The sequence below is a fragment of the Streptomyces sp. NPDC107546 genome (assembly GCF_055639175.1).
In genome coordinates, this window is record NZ_JBVKBA010000010.1 from 1 (window position 1) to 22,297 (window position 22,297).

At 69.8% G+C, this 22,297-nt stretch carries 17 protein-coding genes; 15 read left to right on the forward strand and 2 right to left on the reverse strand.

Annotated elements, in window-relative coordinates; all coding sequences use genetic code 11:
- The 9 genes from ACZ7L1_RS16535 to ACZ7L1_RS16575 form a co-directional block, all read left to right on the forward strand.
- Positions 1–634, forward strand: a 634-nt coding sequence (locus ACZ7L1_RS16535; RefSeq protein ID WP_471437802.1) for an RICIN domain-containing protein, incomplete at its 5' end; no start/stop codon positions are given.
- A 426-nt stretch (positions 635–1,060) separates the two neighbouring features.
- Positions 1,061–2,488 (forward strand): arabinofuranosidase catalytic domain-containing protein, encoded by a 1,428-nt coding sequence (locus ACZ7L1_RS16540; protein WP_471437803.1) that lies wholly within the window; start codon positions 1,061–1,063, stop codon positions 2,486–2,488.
- Between the two features lie 127 nt (positions 2,489–2,615).
- A complete protein-coding gene (locus tag ACZ7L1_RS16545; RefSeq protein ID WP_471437805.1) occupies positions 2,616–4,262 on the forward strand; it encodes a glycoside hydrolase family 27 protein in 1,647 nt (548 codons plus the stop codon).
- Between the two features lie 137 nt (positions 4,263–4,399).
- On the forward strand, positions 4,400–5,878 hold the full coding sequence (locus ACZ7L1_RS16550; protein ID WP_471438174.1) for an arabinofuranosidase catalytic domain-containing protein: 1,479 nt from the start codon (positions 4,400–4,402) through the stop codon (positions 5,876–5,878).
- Positions 5,879–5,995: 117 nt separating this feature from the next.
- A complete protein-coding gene (locus ACZ7L1_RS16555) occupies positions 5,996–6,568 on the forward strand; it encodes an RICIN domain-containing protein (protein ID WP_471437806.1) in 573 nt (190 codons plus the stop codon).
- A 40-nt stretch (positions 6,569–6,608) separates the two neighbouring features.
- Positions 6,609–9,017 carry a ricin-type beta-trefoil lectin domain protein gene (locus ACZ7L1_RS16560; RefSeq protein ID WP_471437807.1) on the forward strand — a complete coding sequence of 803 codons (2,409 nt, stop codon included), beginning with the start codon at positions 6,609–6,611 and terminating at the stop codon, positions 9,015–9,017.
- Positions 9,018–9,048: 31 nt separating this feature from the next.
- Positions 9,049–11,031, forward strand: coding sequence for an alpha-L-fucosidase (locus ACZ7L1_RS16565; RefSeq protein ID WP_471437809.1), 1,983 nt, complete (start codon positions 9,049–9,051; stop codon positions 11,029–11,031).
- Positions 11,032–11,108: 77 nt separating this feature from the next.
- Positions 11,109–12,422 (forward strand): RICIN domain-containing protein, encoded by a 1,314-nt coding sequence (locus ACZ7L1_RS16570; protein ID WP_471438176.1) that lies wholly within the window; start codon positions 11,109–11,111, stop codon positions 12,420–12,422.
- A gap of 165 nt (positions 12,423–12,587) precedes the next feature.
- Positions 12,588–14,000 carry a non-reducing end alpha-L-arabinofuranosidase family hydrolase gene (locus ACZ7L1_RS16575; RefSeq protein ID WP_471437810.1) on the forward strand — a complete coding sequence of 471 codons (1,413 nt, stop codon included), beginning with the start codon at positions 12,588–12,590 and terminating at the stop codon, positions 13,998–14,000.
- Positions 14,001–14,377: 377 nt separating this feature from the next.
- On the opposite strand, the gene ACZ7L1_RS16580 is transcribed toward ACZ7L1_RS16575, so the two are convergent.
- Both ACZ7L1_RS16580 and ACZ7L1_RS16585 read right to left on the reverse strand, forming a co-directional pair.
- Entirely contained in the window at positions 14,378–15,028 is a 651-nt protein-coding gene (locus ACZ7L1_RS16580; protein ID WP_471437811.1) for a DUF4360 domain-containing protein, read from the reverse strand.
- Positions 15,029–15,308: 280 nt separating this feature from the next.
- Entirely contained in the window at positions 15,309–16,325 is a 1,017-nt protein-coding gene (locus ACZ7L1_RS16585) for a LacI family DNA-binding transcriptional regulator (RefSeq protein WP_471437812.1), read from the reverse strand.
- Between the two features lie 671 nt (positions 16,326–16,996).
- Here ACZ7L1_RS16585 and ACZ7L1_RS16590 point away from each other — a divergent pair.
- The 6 genes from ACZ7L1_RS16590 to tdh all read left to right on the forward strand — a co-directional run bounded on the left by ACZ7L1_RS16590 (position 16,997) and on the right by tdh (position 22,242).
- The gene (locus ACZ7L1_RS16590; RefSeq protein ID WP_471437813.1) at positions 16,997–18,880 is read left to right on the forward strand and encodes a sensor histidine kinase; all 1,884 of its coding nucleotides are present in this window, start codon (positions 16,997–16,999) and stop codon (positions 18,878–18,880) included.
- Positions 18,881–18,936: 56 nt separating this feature from the next.
- A complete protein-coding gene (locus tag ACZ7L1_RS16595; RefSeq protein WP_471437814.1) occupies positions 18,937–19,371 on the forward strand; it encodes a roadblock/LC7 domain-containing protein in 435 nt (144 codons plus the stop codon).
- Positions 19,368–19,745, forward strand: a complete 378-nt coding sequence (locus ACZ7L1_RS16600; protein ID WP_471437815.1) for a DUF742 domain-containing protein — start codon at positions 19,368–19,370, stop codon at positions 19,743–19,745. The genes ACZ7L1_RS16595 and ACZ7L1_RS16600 overlap by 4 nt, the downstream gene beginning before the upstream one ends.
- Positions 19,723–20,322, forward strand: a complete 600-nt coding sequence (locus ACZ7L1_RS16605; RefSeq protein WP_471437817.1) for a GTP-binding protein — start codon at positions 19,723–19,725, stop codon at positions 20,320–20,322. The genes ACZ7L1_RS16600 and ACZ7L1_RS16605 overlap by 23 nt, the downstream gene beginning before the upstream one ends.
- Positions 20,319–20,888 carry a GAF domain-containing protein gene (locus tag ACZ7L1_RS16610; protein ID WP_471437818.1) on the forward strand — a complete coding sequence of 190 codons (570 nt, stop codon included), beginning with the start codon at positions 20,319–20,321 and terminating at the stop codon, positions 20,886–20,888. The genes ACZ7L1_RS16605 and ACZ7L1_RS16610 overlap by 4 nt, the downstream gene beginning before the upstream one ends.
- A gap of 325 nt (positions 20,889–21,213) precedes the next feature.
- Positions 21,214–22,242, forward strand: a complete 1,029-nt coding sequence (tdh, locus tag ACZ7L1_RS16615; protein ID WP_471437819.1) for an L-threonine 3-dehydrogenase — start codon at positions 21,214–21,216, stop codon at positions 22,240–22,242.
- Positions 22,243–22,297: the final 55 nt, after the last annotated feature.

Consider the following 22,297-nt stretch of genomic DNA (forward strand, 5'->3'; position numbering starts at 1 on the left):
GACGGCGTACGCCAACACCGTCCAGGCGTGCATGAACGTCGCCCGCTGCACCGGCATCACCGTGTGGGGCATCCGCGACAGCGACTCCTGGCGCAGCGGGGACAATCCGCTGCTGTTCGACGCGGGCGGCAACAAGAAGCCGGCCTACGACGCGGTCCTGTCCGCGCTCGGCGGCAGTGCGGGGAACCCGGGGGACCCAGGAGGCATCGTCTCGGGCACGGTGTATTCGCTGAGTGATGTCGCTGCGGGCCGGGTGTTGGACGTTCCGGCTGGACAGACGGGGAACGGCACGCCGTTGCAGGTCTGGGACGCCAATGGTGGTGCCGCGAACCAGCGGTGGCGGGCGAGTCAGAACAGTGATGGTTCGTACACGCTGACCAACGTCGGCAGTGGCCGGGTTCTGGACGAGCCGGGCGGTCAGACGGGCAACGGCACGCGCATCGAGATCTGGGATGCCAACGGTGGCGCGAACCAGCACTGGCGGGCGAGTCGGAACGGCGACGGTTCGTACACCTTGACCAACGTCGCCTCCGGCCGGGCGCTGGAGATTCCCGCCGGGCAGACCGGCAACGGGGCCCCGGTCCAGGTCTGGGACTCCAATGGCGGCGCCAACCAGCACTGGAATCTCAGGTGAGGTGATCGGCGCCCGGCGCACGCTCCCGCCCCGGATCTCATCGGAGTAGCCGCACAACACCCGCGCCCGGCACGGCAGCCGTCGCCGGACGCGGGTTCCGGCATGCCGTCACGGCGGGCTGACCTGTGCAAAACATGGGATGGATCGCGAGTCGATTCGTCGTGACAGGTCTATTGACAGGGTGTCAGGCATATGGGATCACTGTGCGACATGGGATGTCTGAGTGTTCTCTGTGGGTGCTCTCGGGCACTCTGACGGGAGCGGTCGGCGCACCCTGTAAGCCCTTGTGATCTCTCTTGGACAGGCACGGCACTCTCTGTACCCTTCCCCCACATTTCAAGGAACAGAATGCAGCCTTCATCTGTTTCGCCCCGGACCTCCGCAGCCCGGAGACCCCGCTTACCGGCGGCCGCCGGCGTATGCGTGATGGCGCTGCTGACCGTGTTGCTGGCGACCGCGCCGACATGGTCGGCACCGGCGCCGGCGGCACCCCTGGTGAGCTCGGCGTCGGGGCGGTGCCTGGACGTCAAGGGCAACGTCGACACGCCCGGAACGTCGCTGGAGATCTGGGACTGCAACAACCAGGTCAACCAGGCGTTCGAGTTCACGTCGGCGGGTGAGCTGAGGACGATGAGCGGCACCCGGTGCGTGGACGCCTACGACAACCGGACGGCTCCCGGGGCACCGGTGGTCATCCGGCCGTGCGACGGGCGGCCGACCCAGCTGTGGCGGCAGAACCCCGACGGGTCCGTCACCGGTGTCGCATCCGGATTCTGCCTGGACGTCAACGGGGCGGCCACGGCCAACGGCACTGCGGTCATCCTGTGGACCTGCAACGGCCAGAGCAACCAGAAGTGGGGCACGCCGGCGTCTCCGCCGCCGCCCAGCGGATCGGGCCCGTGCGACATCTACGCCGCGGGCGGTACGCCGTGCGTGGCCGCGCACAGCACGGTGCGGGCGCTCTACCGTTCGTACAACGGCTCCCTGTACCAGGTCAGGCGCTCCTCGGACAACGCGACCAGGGACATCGGCGTGCTGGCGCCCGGCGGCTTCGCCGACGCGGCGGCGCAGGACTCGTTCTGCGCGGGCACCTCGTGCGTGATCACAGTCGTCCGCGACCAGTCCGGGCACGGCAACGACCTCTGGTACCAGGGATCGGCCCAGGTACCCGGATCGAGTCAGAGCAGCCCCGCGAAGGCGACCTCGGAGTCGCTGACCGTCGGGGGCACCAAGGCCTACTCGCTGTACATCAATCCCGGGAACAGCTACTGGCGGGACGGTCACCTGACGGGCGTGCCGACCGGAGCCGCACCCGAAGGGGCGTACATGGTGACCAGCGGCACCCACGTCAACGGCGGCTGCTGCTTCGACTACGGCAACAGCGAGACGGACCGCAAGGCCGACGCGGCCGGGGCGATGGACGCGATCAATTTCGGTACCGAGTGCTGGTTCGGCGGCTGCTCGGGAAGCGGCCCCTGGGTGCAGGCCGATCTCGAATGGGGCCTGTACTCCGGCGGCAGCCAGTCCTGGAACACCAACCAGCGGGCGTTCCCCGGCAAGTTCGTCACCGCGATGCTGAAGAACAACGGCACGTCGAGGTTCGCCCTCAAGGGCGGCAACGCGCAGTCCGGCGGCCTGACCACCCTCTGGGACGGCGGGCTTCCCGGCGGATACAGCCCCATGAAGAAGCAGGGGGCCATCGTCCTGGGCAGCGGCGGCGACTGCTGCAAGCCCGGCGGCGGCGCCAACCTGAGCGCCGGCACCTTCTACGAAGGAGCCATCGTCGCCGGCTACCCCTCCGACGCGACCGACAACGCGGTGCAGGCCAACGTCACCGCGGCCGAGTACCGCTGACCTCCCTTCAGCACCTGCGGGAGGCGGTTGTCCTCCCGCAGGTGCCCCAAGGACCGCAACGCGACCTGTCCCCCCGTCCTGCACGTGCTCTCCCACACCTTGGCCCAGGAGTCGATGACCTATGCCCATGACCACTGCGAGAACCAGGCGCCTTCGGCCGCTGGCCCCGCTGCTGTCCCTGCGCAGGATTCTGGCGCTCACGTTCTCGGCCGTGCTGCTCGCCGTGGCCGTCCCCCTCCTCTCCCTCGGCACGGCGCAGCCCGCCGCCGCGCTCGGCAACGGACTCGCGTTGACCCCGCAGATGGGATTCAACGACTGGAACGCGTACGGCTGCAACGTCTCCGAGTCGTTGATCAAGTCCACCGCGCAGGCGATGCACACCAACGGCATGCAGGCGGCGGGCTACTCGTACGTCAACATCGACGACTGCTGGATGACCCACAGCCGCGATTCCGGCGGCCACCTGGTGCCGGACCCGGCCAAGTTCCCCGACGGCATCAAGGGCACCGCGGACTACGTGCACTCGCTGGGGCTGAAGCTGGGGATCTACGAGGACGCGGGCACCGCGACCTGTGCGGGGTATCCGGGCAGTCTGGGGCACGAGACCACGGACGCGCAGTCGTTCGCGTCGTGGGGCGTGGACTACCTGAAGTACGACAACTGCAACAACACCGGAGCGCCGGCGCGGACCCGGTACACCGCGATGCGGGACGCCCTGGCGGCCACCGGCCGGCCGATCCTGTTCAGTCTGTGCAACTGGGGCCAGGAGAACGTGTGGACCTGGGGCGCGGACGTGGGCAACAGCTGGCGCACCACCGGGGACATCACCGCCGACTACTCCAGCATGCTGTCGATCTTCCACAGCAACGTGGGACTGGCCTCGTACGCCGGCCCCGGCCACTGGAACGACCCGGACATGCTGGAGATCGGCAACGGCTCGCTGACGGCCACCGAGAGCCGCAGCGAGTTCAGTCTGTGGGCGGAGATGGCCGCGCCCCTGATCGCGGGCACCAACATACCCTCGGCCAGTGCGAGCACCCTGTCCATCCTGACCAACTCCCGGGTGATCGCGGTCGACCAGGACCCCTTGGGCAAACAGGGCACCATGGTGTCGTCCTCGGGCGGCCTGGACGTGCTCGCCAAGCCGCTGGCCAACGGAGACGTGTCGGTGACGTTGTTCAACGAGACGGGTTCGACGGCGACCATCACCACCACCGCGGCCGCGATCGGGAAGACCGGGGCGTCCACGTATGCCCTCACCGACCTGTGGTCGGGGGCGTCCTCGACCACCTCGGGCACCATCAGCGCCTCGGTTCCGGCGCACGGCACGGTGATGTACCGGGTCGCGGGCGGCACCAGCAGCGGCGGCGGCACCAGCGTGACCGGTGAGCTGCACGCGGTGGGTGCGGGCAAGTGCCTGGACGTACCGAACTCGACCACGACCGCCGGCACCCAGGTGGAGATCTGGAGCTGCAACGGCGACGCCAACCAGACATGGACGCATACCGCCTCCAACCAGCTCACCGTCTACTCCGGCAGCGCCCAGCTGTGCCTGGACGCCTACAACAACCAGACCACCCCGGGGACGAAGGTGGAGATCTGGCCGTGCAACGGGCAGACCAACCAGCAGTGGACGCTGAACTCCAACGGAACGATCACCGGCGTCCAGTCCGGCCTGTGCCTGGACGTCACCGGAGGGGCCACGACTGACGGAGCCCTTGCCGAGCTGTGGACCTGCAACGGCGGCAGCGGCCAGCAGTGGACGCTGGGATGAGTCCCCGCTCCCCTCGGCCATTGGCAGCGTCGGTGCCGCCGTTCGGCGGCACCGCCACAGTGGAGGTCTCCTTGCCCGGATCAGTAACCGATCGCCGGCGAAGGCGATTCCCGGCCGTGCTCCTGATCGTCCTGGCGATGGCCTTGGCCGCGTTGGGCACACCGGCGTTCGCCACATCCGCACGGACAGGCACGGCCGCCGCCGTTCACCCGGCGGCCCTGTCGGCGAAAGCCTCCGCGGCCGACGCGCCGCTTCCGTGCGACATCTATGCCGCGGGCGGTACGCCGTGTGTGACGGCGCACGCCACGACCAGAGCGCTTTTCGCGTCGTACAACGGGCCGCTGTACCAGATCCAGCGGGCCTCGGATCACAGCTACCGCGACATCGGAGTGCTCAGCGCGGGCGGCTACGCCGACGGGGCGTCCCAGGTGTCGTTCTGCGCGGGCACGTCGTGCACGATCACGAAGATCTACGACCAGACCACCAAGCACAACGACCTGCCGATCTCCTGGGGCGGCTACTGGAAGGGCCCCGGCCCGAACGGATCCGACGTCGGGGCGGACGCCATGGCCCTGCCCGTGACCGCGGCCGGCCACCAGGTCTTCGGCGTCAAGGTCACCCCCGGCGTCGGCTACCGGATCGACCACGCGAGCGGTGTGCCCACCGGATCCCAGCCCGAAGGCATCTACATGGTGACGTCGTCGAACTACACCAACCAGTGGTGCTGCTTCGACTACGGCAGCGGTGAGAACTCCCACACCGACACCGGCAACGCCACCATGAACGCCATCTACTGGGGCAACGCCTGCTGGTTCGGCGGATGCACCGGCAACGGCCCGTGGGTCGAGGCCGACCTGGAGAACGGCATGTTCCACACCAACACCGGCTCCAACAAGGACCCGAACAACCAGGGCGTGCACTATCCGTTCGTCAGCGCGTGGCTGAAGAACAACGGCACCACCAACTTCACGCTCAAGTACGGCAACGGCGCGAGCGGAGGCCTGACCACCACCTTCTCCGGCCCCCTGCCGAACGGCTACTCACCGATGAAAGTCGACAGCTCGGTCCTGCTCGGCACCGGTGGAGACAACAGTGTCTCGGGCGTCGGCGAGTTCTTCGAGGGCGCGATGACGGCGGGCTACCCCTCCGACGCCACCGAGAACGCCGTCCAGGCCGCCCTCACCGCCGCCGGCTACGGGTCGGGAGGCGGCGGGGACGGCACGACGGGCGCGCTGCACGCGGTGGGCGCGGGCAAGTGCCTGGAGGCGCCGGGCAGTTCCACCACCCCGGGCACGCAGATGCAGATCCGGGACTGCACCGGGGCGGCGAACCAGAGCTGGACCCGGACCGCCTCCCGCGAACTGACCGTCTCAGTCGGGGGCAGCCGGCTGTGCCTGGACGCCTCCGGGCAGGGCACCAGTCCCGGTACCAAGGTCATCACCTGGACGTGCAACGGCCAGAGCAACCAGCAGTGGACGTTCAACGCCAACGGAACCGTCACCAGCGCCCCCTCCGGGCTGTGCCTGGACGTGACCGGCGCCGCCACAGCCAACGGCACCCCCGTGGAGCTGTGGACCTGCAACGGCCAGTCCAACCAGCAGTGGTCGCTGAACTGACCCGATGAGACACCCCGTTCGACACCGGGGCGGCATCCGAACGCCGCCCCGGTAGTCGCCGCGCCGCGATGCGACGGCGCCGACCACAGGAGGATCGGATGAGGACGAGAGCAGATCGTGGGACCGTCGCTCGCGTTCACCCCGCAGCGCAACCCCGGTGAATGGCAGACCTGGCTCGCGCACGTGAAGGCCGCCGGCACCGTCCCCGACATGATCACCAACCACAACGAGGGCGACGTCGACGACCCGGTCACCGTTGCGCAGAGCCTCCGCGACGCCCTCGGCTCGGCCGGCATCGGTCCGTTGCCGTTGTCGTCGAACGAGTACCAGCCGGCCGATGCCGCGATCGACCAGTGGACCTGCAACGGGCAGGGCAACCAGCAGTTCCGGTTCGTGCCGGCCTCGGGCGGCTACGGCGAACTGCGCGCCCAGAACTCCGGCTTGGACGTGGCGGTCGCCGGCAGCTCCACGACGGCGGGCACCCCTGACATGGTCCAGCAGGCCCCCGGCACGGCCGCCAACGCCCTCTGGCTGCCCGTGCGCCAGTCCGACGGCTCGTACGCCTTCCAGAACCGCAACAGCGGCCTGTGCCTGGACGTCTACGGCGCCGACGGCAACGCGGGCCGGCAACTGGACCAGTGGCAGTGCAAGAACGCACCGGGCACCAACCAGGACTTCATCGTCCGCTGACCGCCCCGGCCGCGGACCCCGACCTGCGAAAGGAACCACCGTGACAGCATTCGGACGGTTGTTCCGGCGCCTGCGCGCCTCGACAGCCGTGCTCACGGGCCTCGTCCTGGCCTGCGCCGGCCTCGTCGGCACGGCCGCCGCTCCGGCCCACGCCGCCACCTCCATTTCCATCAACGGCACATCCGGCGGGCGGATATTCGACGGCGTCGGCGCGATCAGCGGCGGAGGCGGCAACAGCAGACTCCTGATCGACTATCCCGAACCCGAACGCGGCCAGATCCTCGACTACCTCTTCAAGCCCGGCTACGGCGCCTCCCTCCAGATCCTCAAGGCCGAGATCGGCGGGGACACCAACTCCACCTCGGGAGCCGAGCCGAGTCACCAGCACACCCGCTCCGACCTCAACTGCGACCGCGGCTACGAATGGTGGCTGATGGAGCAGGCCAAGGCCCGCAACCCGAACATCGAACTGTACGGGCTCGCCTGGGGCGCCCCCGGCTGGATCGGCGGCGGCAACTTCTGGTCCAGCGACATGATCAACTACCTGCTCTCGTGGCTGGGCTGCGCCAAACAGCACGGACTCGGCATCGACTACCTCGGCGGCTGGAACGAGAGAGGCTACAACGTCTCCTGGTACAAGCAGTTGCGCAGCGCGCTCAACGCCAACGGCTACGGCAGCGTCAAGATCGTCGCCGCCGACTCCGACTGGAACGTGGCGAACGACGTCGATTCCGACCCGGCGTTCGCCGCCGCGGTGACCATCATCGGCACGCACTACCCCTGCGGTTACCGCTCCTCCCAGTCCAACTGCTCGGTGCCGTCGGCCGCCACGTCGTCCGGCAAGCAGCTGTGGGCCAGCGAGAACGGCTCGGACGACTACAACGCGGGCGCTCCGGCAGTGGCCCGCGGCATCAACCGCGGATACATCGACGGCCGCATGACCGCATACCTCAACTGGCCTGTGGTGGCCGCGATCACCCCGAACCTGCCCTACCCCACGATGGGCCTCGCCCTCGCCTCCCAGCCGTGGTCCGGGCACTACTCGATCGGCAAGAACACCTGGGTGACGGCGCACACCACGCAGTTCACCGCCCCCGGTTGGCGGTACCTCGACTCCTCCAGCGGCTACATCGGCGGCAACCGGAACAACGGCAGCTACGTCTCACTGAAGTCCGACGACAACTTCGACTACTCCACCGTCATCGAGACGATGGACGCCGGCAGCGCCCAGACCCTGAACTTCAACGTCACGGGAGGTCTGTCCACCGGAACCGTCCACGTCTGGTCGACCGACGTCGACTCCGGCAGTGCGGCCGACTACTTCGTGCACACCACGGACCTCACCCCGTCCGGCGGCGGCTTCAGCCTGACCGTGCAGCCCCACCACGTCTACACCCTGACCACCACGACCGGCCAGGGCAAGGGCACCGCCACCGGCCCCGCCCAGGGCGCCATGAGCCTGCCCTACAGCGACTCGTTCGACGGCTACACCACGGGCACCGAGGCGAAGTACCTCATGGACTGGCAGGGCGCCTTCGAGGTGGTCGGCTGCGGCGGCGGCCGCACCGGCAAGTGCGTGCGCCAGATGAGCCCGCAGAAACCGATCACCTGGGACGCGCTGTCCGATCCGCACGCTCTGCTCGGTGACGTCGGCTGGAGCAACTACACCGTCTCCTCCGACGTGCTGCTCGAACAGCCCGGATACGCCGAGCTGATGGGCCGCGCGAACACCCAGGACTACGGCAGCACCGGGCAACTGAACGCCTATCACCTGCGGGTGAGCGACACCGGAGCCTGGTCGATCCTCAGCTCCAACACCAACGGCAGTGTCTCCACCCTGGCCCACGGCACCACCACGGCGCTGGGCACCAACCGCTGGCACACCCTGGCGCTGACGTTCTCCGGCAGCACGCTGACCGCCGTCGTCGACGGCTCGACGGTCGGCTCCGTGAACGACCGCACCTGGGCCACGGGCCAGGCCGGCTACGCGACCGGCCAGGGCGAGACGGCACAGTTCGACAACCTGTCCCTCACCCCCGGCAGCGGGGGCACCGGCGGCGGCACGACCGGCGCGGTCGTCGGGGTCGGCTCGGGCCGGTGCGTGGACGTGCCGAACCAGTCGCAGACGCCCGGTACCCAGGTGGAGCTGTGGGACTGCAACGGCGGCAGCAACCAGCAGTGGACGAGCACCTCGGCCGGTGAACTGCGCGTCTACGGCAGCGCCTGCCTGGACGCCGCGGGCGGCGGCACCAGCCCCGGCACCAAGGTCGACATCCGTACCTGCGACGGCGGCGGCTACCAGAAGTGGACGCTCAACGCCGACGGCACCATCACCGGTGCCCAGTCCGGCCTGTGCCTCGACGCCACCGGCGCCGGAACGGCCAACGGCACCCTGCTGGAGCTGTGGACCTGCAACGGCGGCAACAACCAGAAGTGGACGCGCAACTGACCACCCCCTCAACGACGTCGAGAGGCCCCGCATGAAGCCCACCCCCCACCCGATCAGCCGGCGCCGCCTGCTGGCAGCGACCGGCGCGGCCACGGCCCTCGGCCTGCTGCGGTTCGCCCCGCAGGCCGCGGCGACCGAAGGCCCGGCCGGCTACACCCCCAGCTGGTCCTCCGTGGACCAGCACCCCCCGGCGCCCGCCTGGTTCAAGGACGCCAAGTTCGGCATCTACTACCACTGGGGCGTCTTCAGCGTCCCCGCGTTCGGCAACGAGTGGTATCCGCGCAACATGTACATCGGCGGCTCGAACGAGAACAAGCACCACATCGCCACCTACGGCGACCCCTCGGTCTGGCCGTACGACAACTTCATCGACGGAGCCCGCGACAAGGCCGGCAACCACGTGCAGTTCGCCCCGAAACTCGCCTCCCAGGGCGGCAACTGGGACCCGGACGCCTGGGCGCGGCTGTTCAAGGCCGCGGGTGCGAAGTTCGCCGGCCCGGTCGCCGAGCACCACGACGGCTTCTCCATGTGGAACAGCCGCTCCAACCCGTGGAACTCGGTCCAGCGCGGCCCCAGACTCGACCTCCTGGGGCTGCACGCGCAGGCCATCCGCGGACAGGGGCTGAAGTTCATGGCCTCGCTGCACCACGCCTACCACTTCAACGGCTACTACGACCATGTGCCGTACCAGTCGGACCCGACGCTGCGCATCCTCTTCGGTCAGCAGGGTTCCGCCACGGAGAACCAACTCTGGTACGACAAGCTGATCGAGGTCATCGACGGCTACCAGCCGGACCTGGTCTGGCAGGACTTCGACCTGGGCCTGGTCCAGGAGTCCTACCGGCTCCAGTTCCTCGCGCACTACTACAACCAGGCCGTCTCCTGGAACAAGGACGTGGTCGCGACCTACAAGGACGGCCTCGACAACAAGGGCGAGGTCTTCGACTTCGAGCGCGGCGGCCCGGCAGGGCTGCTCACCCCGTACTGGCTGACCGACGACAGCATCTCCTCCTCCAGCTGGTGCTACACCGTGGGCATCGGCTACTACTCGACGCAGGCCCTGCTCCACTCGCTGATCGACCGGGTCAGCAAGGGCGGCGGCATGCTGCTGAACATCGCCCCGATGGCCGACGGCACCATCCCCTCCGGGCAGCAGTCGATCCTGCTCGGCATGGGGGACTGGCTCGGGCGCTTCGGCGAGGCGGTCTACGGCACCCGCTCCTGGTCCAGTTACGGCGAGGGCCCCACCAAGATGGGCGGAGGTTCCTTCAGCGGACCGGTCGTCGGCAAGGCCCAGGACGTCCGCTTCACCCGCAGCCGGGACAACAAGGTCCTCTACGCCACCGCGCTGGGCTGGCAGGGGGGCACCATGACCATCACCACGCTGAACTCGAACCAGATCAACCTCAGCAGTCTGACGGGCGCGCAACTGCTGAACAACGCCGCGGGCAGCTACATCAACCTGCCCGCTCCGACCCAGGATGCTTCCGGCCTGCACATAGCCATGCCCTCGTCCAACCCGCCGTTCAGCGCTCTGGCGTACACGGTCAAGCTCACCTTCTCCGGTGAGATCCCCGTCCTGGGCGCGCCCGGCGGCTCCACCACGTGGGTGAAGATCGCCAACGTCACCAGCGGCCTGGTGCTCGACAGCGGGGGCAACGTGGCCTCCGGCTCCGACCTCAAACAGTGGAACTACGACGGGAGCACCAACCTGCAGTGGCAGCTGATCGACCTCGGCAACGGCTACCACCGCATCATGAACCGCACCAACGGCATGGCCGCCGACAGCTGGGGCGACTCCGCCAACGGCGCTCCCGCCCGCCAGGAGGTGTGGAACGGCGGCAACAACCAGCAGTGGTCACTCAACAGTCTCGGTGGCAATCGCTACCAGATCGTCAATCGGGGCACAGGCACCGCCCTAGATGGCGGCGGCAGCACCACGGTCGGCTCCACCACGGTGATGTGGACGCCGAACTCCAGCAGCAACAACGAATGGACCATCACCGCCGTCTGAACCGCCTCAGCGACCGACGCTCCCTGTCCATCCCCCCACCACGGAAGAAGGAGTGTATGAAACTCAAACCGCTCTTAATGTCCATCGTGGCCGCGGTACTTCTCGTCCTGGCAGCCGCGGGCACCTCGTTCAGCAGCGGCCTCGGCGTGCCCGCGTCGGCCACGACCACCGGCGCCGTCCAGGCGACCGCCGGCTGTGGCAAGGCCCCGACGCTCACAAGTGGTACGCACACGATTCAGAGCGGCGGCCAGACCCGCAGTTACATACTGCGGGTTCCTGCCGGCTACGACAGCAACCACCCCTACCGGGTGATCTTCGGCTTCCACTGGCGGGGCGGCACGGCGGGCGACGTCGACTCGGGCGGAACGGACGGGTACAACTGGTCCTACTACGGCCTTAGGCGCCTGGCGGACAACGCGAACAACAGCACGATCTTCGTCGCTCCCCAGGGCATCGGCAACGGCTGGGCCAACTCCGGCGGCCAGGACGTGGCCTTCGTGGACGCCATGGTCAGTCAGATCGAATCAGGTCTGTGCGTCGACACCACCCAAATCTTCTCCGCCGGCTTCAGCTACGGCGGCGCGATGTCGTACGCCCTCGCCTGCTCCCGGGCAACGGTCTTCCGCGCGGTCGCGGTCTACTCCGGCGCGAACCTCAGCGGGTGCGACGGCGGCACCCAGCCCGTCGCCTACATGGGTCTGCACGGCATCAGGGACAACGTGCTGCCGATCTCGCTGGGACGGGAACTGCGCGATACCTTCGTCCGCGCGAACGGCTGCACCCCGCAGAACCCTCCCGAGCCGGCCTACGGCAGCCTGACGCACATCATCACCACCTACTCCGGATGCAGGTCCGGATACCCCGTCGTCTGGGCCGCGTTCGACGGAGCGGGCCACGACCCCGGTCCCATAGACGGTTCCACCGGTGACGGATGGCGCACCTGGACGTCGGCAGCGGTGTGGCAGTTCTTCACACAGTTCGGCTCGAATCCGCCACCGCCCTCCGGCAACCAGAAGATCGTCGGCCAGCAGTCGGGACGCTGCCTCGACATCAACAACTCCACCACGGCCAACGGCACGCAGGCACAACTGTGGGACTGCAACGGCGGCTCCAACCAACGGTGGACCTACACCGCCGGAAAGCAGTTGGTGGTCTACGGCAACAAGTGCCTGGGCGTCGGCCAGGCGGCGGGCAACGGCACCCCGGCGGCGATCTGGGACTGCAGCGGACAGGCAGACCAGCAATGGAACATCAATTCCGACGGCACGATCACAGCAGTGCAGTCGGGGCTCTGCCTGGACGCCAACGGCCAGGGGACCGCCAACGGGACGAAAGTCCAGCTGTGGAGTTGCACGGGCGGTGCGAACCAGCACTGGCGCCTGGAGAACTGAAAAGGGCGGGTGCAGGCACGGCACCGTGCGGGCACGAGCGAGCGGGCGAACCGTCAATGGCCGGCCCGGTGCCCTCGGACAGCTGCGAACAGCACCACATCGACAGTCCGGACAGCCCCTGAACCGGCCGACCGGAACCGCTTACTCAAGGAATACGAGGTCCCCATGCGCGGACGAAGTTTCAGCCGCAGGCATCTGTCCGTGGTGCTCGCCGCTGCGGTTGCGGCCCTGGTCGCGTTGGCGGCGCTGCTCGTCGCCAACCCGGCCCAGGCGGCCACCAGCGGCGCCTTGCGCGGCGTCGGTTCCGGCCGGTGTCTCGATGTGCCGGGCGCCGCCCAGACCGACGGCACTTACCTGCAGATCTGGGACTGCTCGGGCGGGAACAACCAGCAGTGGACGTTGACTGACAGCAACCAGCTGACCGTGTACGGCAACAAGTGCCTGGATGTTCCGGGCCACGCCACCGCGGCCGGTACCCGGGTGCAGATCTGGACCTGTACGGGCGGTGCGAACCAGCAGTGGCGGGTGAACTCCGACGGCACGATCGTGGGCGTGGAGTCCGGGCTGTGCCTGGACGTCACGGGTGCCGGTACGGCCAACGGCACAGCGGTGGAGATCTGGACGTGCAACGGCGCCGGCAACCAGAAGTGGACCGGCCTGTCCGGGACGGGCAGCACATGTTCTCTTCCGTCGACATACCGGTGGACGTCGACCGGTCCGTTGGCGCAGCCGGCGAACGGCTGGCTCTCGCTGAAGGACTTCACGACCGTGACGTACAACGGCAAGCACCTGGTCTACGCGTCGAACGTGTCGGGATCGTCGTACGGCTCGATGATGTTCAGTCCCTTCACCAACTGGTCGGACATGGCGTCGGCCGGCCAGAGCGGGATGACCCAGTCCGCGGTGGCGCCCACGCTGTTCTACTTCGCGCCCAAGAACATCTGGGTCCTGGCGTCCCAGTGGGGTGCGTCGCCCTTCGTCTACCGCACGTCGAGCGACCCCACCAACCCCAACGGCTGGTCCGCGCCGCAGCCGCTGTTCACCGGCAGCATCCCCAGCTCCGCCCCGATCGACCAGACCCTGATCGCCGACGGCCAGAACATGTACCTGTTCTTCGCCGGTGACAACGGCAGCATCTACCGGGCGAGCATGCCCATCGGGAACTTCCCGGGCAACTTCGGCTCGTCGTACACGACGGTCATGAGCGACTCGACGAAAAACCTGTTCGAGGCCCCGCAGGTCTACAAGGTCCAGGGCCAGAACCAGTACCTCATGATCGTCGAGGCGCGGGGTGCGAACGAGCAGCGCTACTTCCGCTCGTTCACGGCCTCCAGCCTGAGCGGCTCGTGGACCCCGCAGGCCGCCACCGAGAGCAACCCCTTCGCGGGCAAGGCCAACAGCGGTGCCACCTGGACCAACGACATCAGTCACGGTGACCTGGTCCGCAACAACCCCGACCAGACCATGACCATCGACCCCTGCAACCTGCAGTTCCTCTACCAGGGCAAGTCGCCCGACGCGGGCGGCCCCTACGACCAACTGCCGTGGCGGCCGGGTGTTCTCACCCTGCAGCACTGACTGCATCACCTCGAAGAACCCCAGCCCTGTGCCGGCTGGGGTTCCTCTCCTTTGTGCACGGGTGATCCTGTGATGTGGCTGTGACTGGAGGAGTGGCTTGCGCCACAGCCCGGCCGGTGTGGTTGCTGATGGGCTGGGTGGATGCGCAGAACCATCGTCGACGTCGCCGCCCTGAGCGCCCTCGCCGCGGCGGCGGCCGTCGCACCACCGGGAGGCTCGGTGTCGACCCGTGGAAGAAGGACACGGCATCGGGCTCCCCCGGCGCGCGGCCGTCCACCACGCCGTCCACGTCATGACGCCGGCCTGTCCTCCGGGCGGCGGCGACGGCGGCGCCGGCGGGCGGACGGCGCCGTGCTCACCCGCCCGCCGGCTCTTGTTCAGGAGCGCGGACACTCCTTCCAGGCCATGTGGTACACGGTGCTGATGTCTCCGTCGGTCGAGTCCATGGTCATGAAGCTGACCTTGCCGGGCGCCGACGTGCCCGCGGTGACCCGCAGTTCGGTGTTGATGTTGAAGTTGCGCTGGACTCCGCAGGGCGCCCAGACGAGCTGCGCCCAGTCCGTGCTGTCGGTGGCCTGCCAGTTGTCGTTGTAGGGGCCGTTGAAGGGGTGGTTGCGGTACGCCGTGTTCGAGGAGCCCTGGAAGTAGTACGAGGCCCGCTGGGTGCCGCTCGCGCCCTGCTGGAGCGAGGCGAAGCCGCGGTAGTCGGCGCTGGCGATGGCGTAGGTGAAGCCCTGCGGGACGTGCACGACCAGGTTGAGCTGGCAGTTCTTGCGGAAGGCGGTGGGGTCGGAACTCCCGCCGGCCTGGGCGAGGTAGTCGCTGTAGGTCACCGTGAAGGCGGTGTTGTCCTCGGAGACGGCGACGGCGGCGGTGCCCTGTGGACAACCTGAGCCGTTGACCGTGGCGATGTCGATGACGATCTTGTCCGGGGGCGGGTCGGTGAAGACGGGTGAGCCGTGCTGTGCCGGAATCGTGGTGGTGAGCAGAGCGGCGATGGCGCCGCTCAGGAGCAGTCCGCCGGTCATGGTTCTCCTTCGTTCGGTGGGGGGTGGACACCGCGCGGATGGTCATGAGCACGTCAAGATTGCCCGCGCGCGCTCCCGGTCTGTGGAGAAACCATGGGTGAGCTGTGAAGGCCGGGAGCGCTCGCATCGTACGCAGTCGCCCATCGGGGGGCCAGGTCGATCCCCGGCCATTCGTCGACGGGACCACGCATGGCGGGTGTCACGCGCGACCGTCCATTCTGGCCGTGCCGGACCCTGCGCCGCCACGCGTCGCGCCCCGCGCTGTGCTGCGCTCGTGGCTTCAGCGGGGGCGCAGTTCCCCCGAGCCGCGGGGGATCAGCCGGGTGGGTATCTCGGTGGTGCGGGCCCGGGAGCGGTCGCCGTCCAGGCGGGCCAGCGCGATCGTCGCGGCCGCGGCGCCCATGGCCGCCGGGTCCTGGGCGACCACGGTGAGAGCGGGCTCGAGGACCTCGGCGAGCGGTATGTCGTCGAAGCCGACCAGCGCGACATCCCTGCGGCCGGCCCGGGCCAGCCCCAGCACGGCTCCCATGGACGCGAAGTTGTTCGCCGCGAACAGCGCCGTAGGCGGGTCCGCCAGGCTCAGCAGGCGCTCGGTGTCGGCGGCCGCCGACTGCATGTCGTGGCCGCCGGCCACCAGCGCCCTGTCGTACGGCAGTCCGGCTTCCGTGAGGGCGTCCCGGTAGCCCTGCAGACGCATGCGGCGGGTGTAGAGATGGGTGGGCGTGTTGCCGACGAAGCCGATCCTGTGGTGGCCGTGCGCGATCAGGTGCGCGGTGCCCTCGTGTGCTCCCTGCCGGTTGGAGCTGAGCACGCTGTCCGCGGCCAGGCCGGTGCCGGGACGGTCGAGGAAGACCACCGGCAGTCCCGCGGAGCGCTCCGCCTTCAGGTATCCGTGGTCGGCTTTCACGATCGGTGCCATGAGGAGGGCGCTGACCCGGCGGGCCAGGAACGTCCCGACCAGGGAGCGTTCGCGTTCGGCGTCCTGGGCGGAGGAGCCGACGAGGAGCGTAAGGCCCCGGCCGTGCGTCACCGACTCGATCCCGCTCACCACCGTGGCGAAGAACGGGTTGCTCATGTCCGGCACGATCAGCCCGATGGCGGTGTCGCTGCCGCCGAGGCGGATGTGCCGGGCCATGAGGTTGGGCCGGAAGCCCAGCCGCCGCACGGCCTCCATCACCCGCTCACGGGTCTCGGCGGCGACCGGCCCGTCACCGTTGAGCACCCGTGACACCGTCTTGGCGCTGACGCCGACCTGCTCCGCCACGTCGCTGAGCGTTGGCCGGCGTGCCACAGTCATGGTCGTATCCCCTCACATGAGGGCGGCGAGAGTGAGCCGTCCTGCTCCGCGCCACCCGTGGTGCTGTCAGTTCTCCGAGGGACCGGCCGCCCCCTCCGCGGCCTGCTCGTCGGCAACGACAGTACCCGTGGTGTCGTCCTCCGGCTGAAGCGCACCCGTCATGATCGGCAGACCTCGGACGTCGGCTGGTCGCCCGACTCGATCAGCTCCGTCCTGCGGCCGACCGATCAGCGCGCGGCCACCGACACTCCGGGTGACGATCGCGGGGGAGCCGTCCGGGCTTCCGGGGAGCGGAAGACCCTCGGGCCGGCTGACTTTTCGATCGGCGTTCGAGTGGGCGAGGGTCGGGGAGCGGGAAATTCCTCAGCGGCTCGCCTTTTGCATACGACCACTTCTGACCAGCTCTGATCGCTTCGATGGCAAGCAGGAACGCGCGACCGACACGGTTATCGGTCTGTCGTACGACAGGTCATACCAGAGCGGGAAGCTCTCCGGATGACTTTGTCAACAGCCCACCCCGCGTGCCTCACGGACGACTACTCTGAGTGTCCGTCGGGCGACGCAGGGCCGGAACGTCGGCTCTCTCGACCGGCGCCGCGATGGCGCGTGCCCGAGTCGCGCAGACCCGCGGGAGCCCCCACGCCCCCGACGCACCAAGGACGAGGACGCCGATGTCTCACCTTCGCGCACCCGCCGCACGCGAAGACCGCCGCGAGGGCGGGCGGCACGGGCGGCCGGCCGCCCACGCGGTCCTTCCGCAGCCCGAGATCCGGATACGGCCCCAACTGCGGCGTCTGGCCGTCCTGCCGCCCCTTGCGGTGGCCCTCTCCGCCTGCGCCGCCGTGCTCTTCGCCGTCCGTACCACCGGCGCACGCCCCACGCTCGCGCTCTGGGCCGTGCTCGCGGGCTCCCTCGGAGTCACCGTGGTGGGCATCGTGATCGCCGCCGTGGCCGCCGAACGCGCCGCCCGGTCCGTGACCGGCCGGCTCGACGCGTTGCGCCGCGAGAGCGCCCGCGACGAGGCCGACCTGCGCGCCCTCGTGGAGGCGCTGCGCCACGGCGAGGCACCGCCCGTACGTGCGCCGCGCGGCACACTCGCGGCCGACGCCGACGAGTTCGAACAGCTCGCCGCCGAGCTGGCACGCGCCCACGAGGGCGCCGTCGCCGCGGTCGTCCAGGCGGCACGGCTCTCCAGTCGGGCGGCCAGCGAACAGAAGCTCGAGGTGTTCCTGAACCTCGCACGGCGGTTGCAGTCGCTCGTGCACCGGGAGATCTCCATCCTGGACGAGCTGGAGAACGACATCGAGGACCCCGACCTGCTCAAAGGCCTCTTCCACATCGATCACCTCGCCACCCGCATCCGGCGCCACGCCGAGAACCTCGCCGTGCTCGGCGGCGCCGTCTCCCGCCGCCAGTGGAGCAACCCGGTCCCCATGACCGAGGTGCTGCGCTCCGCGACCGCCGAGGTCGAGCAGTACACGCGGGTCAGACTCGTGCCGCCGGTCGACGGCAGCCTGCGCGGACACGCCGTGGCCGACGTGATCCACCTGCTGGCCGAGCTCGTCGAGAACGCCACGGTGTTCTCGCCGCCGCACACCCAGGTGGTGCTGCGTGCCAGCCTCGTCACCTCGGGGCTCGCCGTGGAGGTCGAGGACCGCGGGCTCGGCATGCCCCAGGCCGAGCAGAACAAGATGAACGCCCTGCTCGCCGACCCGGACCAGTTCAGCGTCGCCGGTCTCCTGGCGGACGGCCGCATCGGTCTGTTCGTGGTCTCCCAACTCGCCCGCCGGCACGGCATCCACGTCCGGCTGCAGACCAACATCTATGGCGGTGTGCAGGCCGTGCTCGTCCTGCCGCAAGGGCTGCTCGGCCCGGCGCCGGGCGCGGCCGCGACGATGGCACCGGTGGCACCGCAGGGCACCGCGGTCCCTACGGGCGGCCGGGGCACCGCAGGGGCGGCCGGCCCCCGGAGTCCGGCGACCCCGACCAGCCCGGGGGAGACGGCCGTCGCCGCCAACCCGTGGCCGGCCGTCACCGCGGCCGACCCGTACACCACGGCCGTCGCGGCCCCGCCGCACACTCGTCCCGCCCCCCATCCCTCCACCCCCGCGTCCGAACACCCCGTACTTCACGAACCGCGCCGACCGGCACCCGACGGCATCCCGGCCGACCCCGTCCGGAGCGCGTTGCCCGTCCGCGACACCGACGCACGACGGCCCACCCCCGCCGAGGCCCGGCCCGGCATCCGCCCCGCCGGCCGCGCGCCCCTCGCCGAGAACGCGACCAGACCGCCGGTGCCGCGCCTCGACGCGGCGAGCGCGGCCCCGAGCAGACCCTCGCTGCCCCGCCGCCGCGCCCAGGAACACCTCGCGCCCGAGCTCCGCGGCGGCCCCACCCCGCCCGTCCACCAGGACGCCGACCAGTACACCGGCCACGACCCGGGCCTGATGGCCGCGTTCCGACGGGGCATCGGCCTCGCGGAAGCCCTCCGTGAGTCGGACCCGCCCGAACACGACCTGACAGACCGCCGCGACGGGAGCAGTACGGCCGGATGACCACCCCGACCCCACCCGCTCCCGCAGATCCGCGTACCCCAAGGAGTCGATCCACCATGGCGAGCGAAGCGCCGACCGCCCAGGCACATGACCTCGACTGGCTGATGAGCGGCCTCGTCCAGCGCGTACCGCACACCACGAGCGCGGTCCTCCTCTCCTGCGACGGGCTGGTGAAGGCCGGACACGGCCTCGACCCCGACAGCGCCGACCACATGGCGGCCCTCGCCTCCGGCCTCTATGCCCTCGGCCGCAGCGCCGGCGTTCGCTTCGGGGACGGCGGCGACGTACGGCAGGTCGTCGTCGAACTCGACTCCACCCTGCTGTTCGTCACCACCGCCGGCTCCGGCACCTGTCTCGCCGTCCTGGCCGGCCGCGAGGCCGACGCCGCGGTCCTCGGCTACGAGATGGCGATGCTCGTCAAGAGCGTGCGACCGTACCTGACGACCGCGCCCCGCCGAAGTGCCGACCAGACCACGGCGACGCGGTCTTGAGGGTCACCACGGCCGGCGACGGCCCCTGGCTCGACGACGCGGCCGGGCGGCTGGTGCGTCCCTACACGATCAGCAGCGGCCGCACCCGCCCGACCGCCGCGCTGGACCTCCTGTCACAGGTGAGGGCCACCGGCTCCACCCCCGTCGGCCCCCTCGGCCCGGAGCACGCCCAAGCGCTCGGCCTGTGCCGTTCGCCCGTTCCGCTCGCCGAGGTCGCCGCCCACCTGAGGCTGCCGGCGGCGGTCACGAAGGTGCTGCTGTCCGACCTCGTCGACTGCGGGGCGCTCACCACCAAGCCCCCCGCACACCACCACAACCCCACCGACCGGTCCCTTCTGGAGGCAGTGCTCGATGGACTACGACGACAGCTCTGATCCCTTCCCCACCGCGCTGAAGATCCTGGTGGCGGGAGGGTTCGGCGTCGGCAAGACGACCTTCGTGGGCGCGGTGAGCGAGATCGCGCCGCTGAGCACGGAGGAACTGCTCACCACGGCCGGCGCCGCCACCGACCGCCTCGACGGCATCGAGGGCAAGGTCGAGACGACGGTGGCGATGGACTTCGGCCGGATCACCCTGGACCCGAAGCACGTGCTGTACCTGTTCGGGACGCCCGGACAGGAACGCTTCTGGTTCATGTGGGACGAACTGTCGCAGGGCGCGCTCGGCGCGGTGATCATCGCCGACACCCGGCGCCTGGAGGACTGCTTCGCCGCCGTCGACTTCTTCGAGCGCCGCGGCCTCGGATTCATCATCGCCGTCAATGAGTTCGACGGCGCCCATCGCTACGACCCGGAGGAGGTGCGCGCCGCCCTCGACCTGGATCCCGGGATCCCCGTCGTGCGCTGCGACGCCCGGATCTCCAGCTCCGGGATTCAGACCCTGCTGACCCTCGTCCGCCACCTCCTCGCGCAGACGCCGGCACCCGCCACGAGCCGCGGAGCCCGCGCATGAGACTGAGCCGACTGCTCCTGACCCCTCAGGACGCGGATGCCCCCGAGCGCGTCCGCAGGCTGCGCCGACTCGGCCTCGCAGAGCGCGCGGAACCGGAGTTCGACGCCTTCGCGGACCGGCTCGCGGGGCTCGCCGAGGTGCCGTACGCCATGGTCACCTTCGTCGAGGAACACCGTCAGCACTTCGCGGGACTCCACCAGCCCGACGACCGCCCCCTCATCGTGCCCGCGGACCCGGACGGCGCCGCCGGCGAACCGGTCCGCCATCTGGGCCGCGAGTACGGCTTCTGCCCGCATGTGGTCGTCCGGCGCAAGGCCCTGGTCCTGGAGGACGTCCGTGACTACCCCCGCTTCGCCGGCAATCCGCTCGTCGACGAAGCGGGCGTCCGCTCCTACCTGGGCGCCCCCCTCATGGACGGCACGGGCATCGCTCTCGGCACGGTCTGCGCCCTCGATGTGCGACCGCGACCGTGGGGCCGCGCGGGCCTGGACACCATCAAGTCGCTGGCGGCGGAACTCGCCGAGCGGATCGCCGCCAGGGAGACCGGTGATGCCGAGCGCGCCTGACGGCAGGACCCGGGTGGTGTGGAAGTGCGGGGCGGGGAGGAGAGCGGTCGGCAGCGCGGGGCGGGGAGGAGAGCGGTCGGCAGCGCGGGGCGGGGAGGAGAGCGGTCGGCAGCGGGAGGGGTGAAGGAAAGCGGTCGGCGGCGCGCGGGATGAACGAAGGCGTCGGCATCGAGGCGTGAAGGAAAGCTGCGGTCGCGCTTAAGAAATCCTCGATGGACCGCCGATCCCCGATGCGGCAGATTTCTGAGCGACTTCACATCCTCCCCCCGGCGCAGGGCACCTTCGGCATGCCCTGCGCCGGGCCTCACTCCCAGGAGCCGTAGCGTTGAAGGCGCTGGTCAAGGACAAGGCGGAACCAGGGCTCCGGCTCACGGACGTTCCGGAGCCCGCCGTCGGACCCGGGGACGTACTGATCAAGGTGCTGCGGACCGGGATCTGCGGAACCGACCTGCACATCCGCGCCTGGGACGGCTGGGCGCGGCAGGCGATCCGCACGCCCCTGGTCGTCGGACACGAGTTCGTGGGCGAGGTCGTCGCCACCGGACGGGACGTCACGGACGTGGGCATCGGTGACCGGGTCAGCGGCGAGGGCCACCTGGTGTGCGGGAAATGCCGCAACTGCCTCGCCGGGCGCCGCCATCTGTGCCGGGCGACCGTCGGGCTCGGAGTCGGGCGGGACGGCGCGTTCGCCGAGTACGTGGTGCTGCCCGCCACGAACGTGTGGGTGCACCGCGTCCCCGTCGATCTCGATGTCGCCGCGATCTTCGACCCGTTCGGCAACGCCGTGCACACCGCCCTGTCCTTCCCGCTGGTCGGCGAGGACGTCCTGATCACCGGTGCCGGCCCGATCGGGCTGATGGCCGCCGCCGTGGCCCGGCATGCGGGCGCCCGCAACGTCGTCATCACCGACGTCAGCGAGGAGCGCCTGGACCTCGCCCGCAAGATCGGCGTGAGCCTCGCCCTGAACGTCTCCGAGGCGAGCATCGCCGACGGCCAGCGCGAACTCGGCCTGCGTGAGGGCTTCGACATCGGCCTGGAGATGTCCGGACGGCCCGAGGCGATGCGCGACATGATCGCCAACATGACGCACGGCGGCCGCATCGCGATGCTCGGCCTGCCGTCCGAGGAGTTCCCCGTCGACTGGGCGCGCATCGTCACCTCGATGATCACCGTCAAGGGCATCTACGGCCGCGAGATGTTCGAGACCTGGTACGCGATGTCCGTCCTGCTGGAGGGCGGCCTCGACCTGGCACCCGTGATCACCGGCCGGTACGACTACCGCGACCACGAGGCCGCGTTCGCCGACGCGGCGAGCGGCCGTGGCGGCAAGATCATCCTCGACTGGGCTGCTTGATTTGTGGCTCGGTTCGCCTCCGGCGCGCCCCTTCGGCTCACTCGCCCGCCTCTGC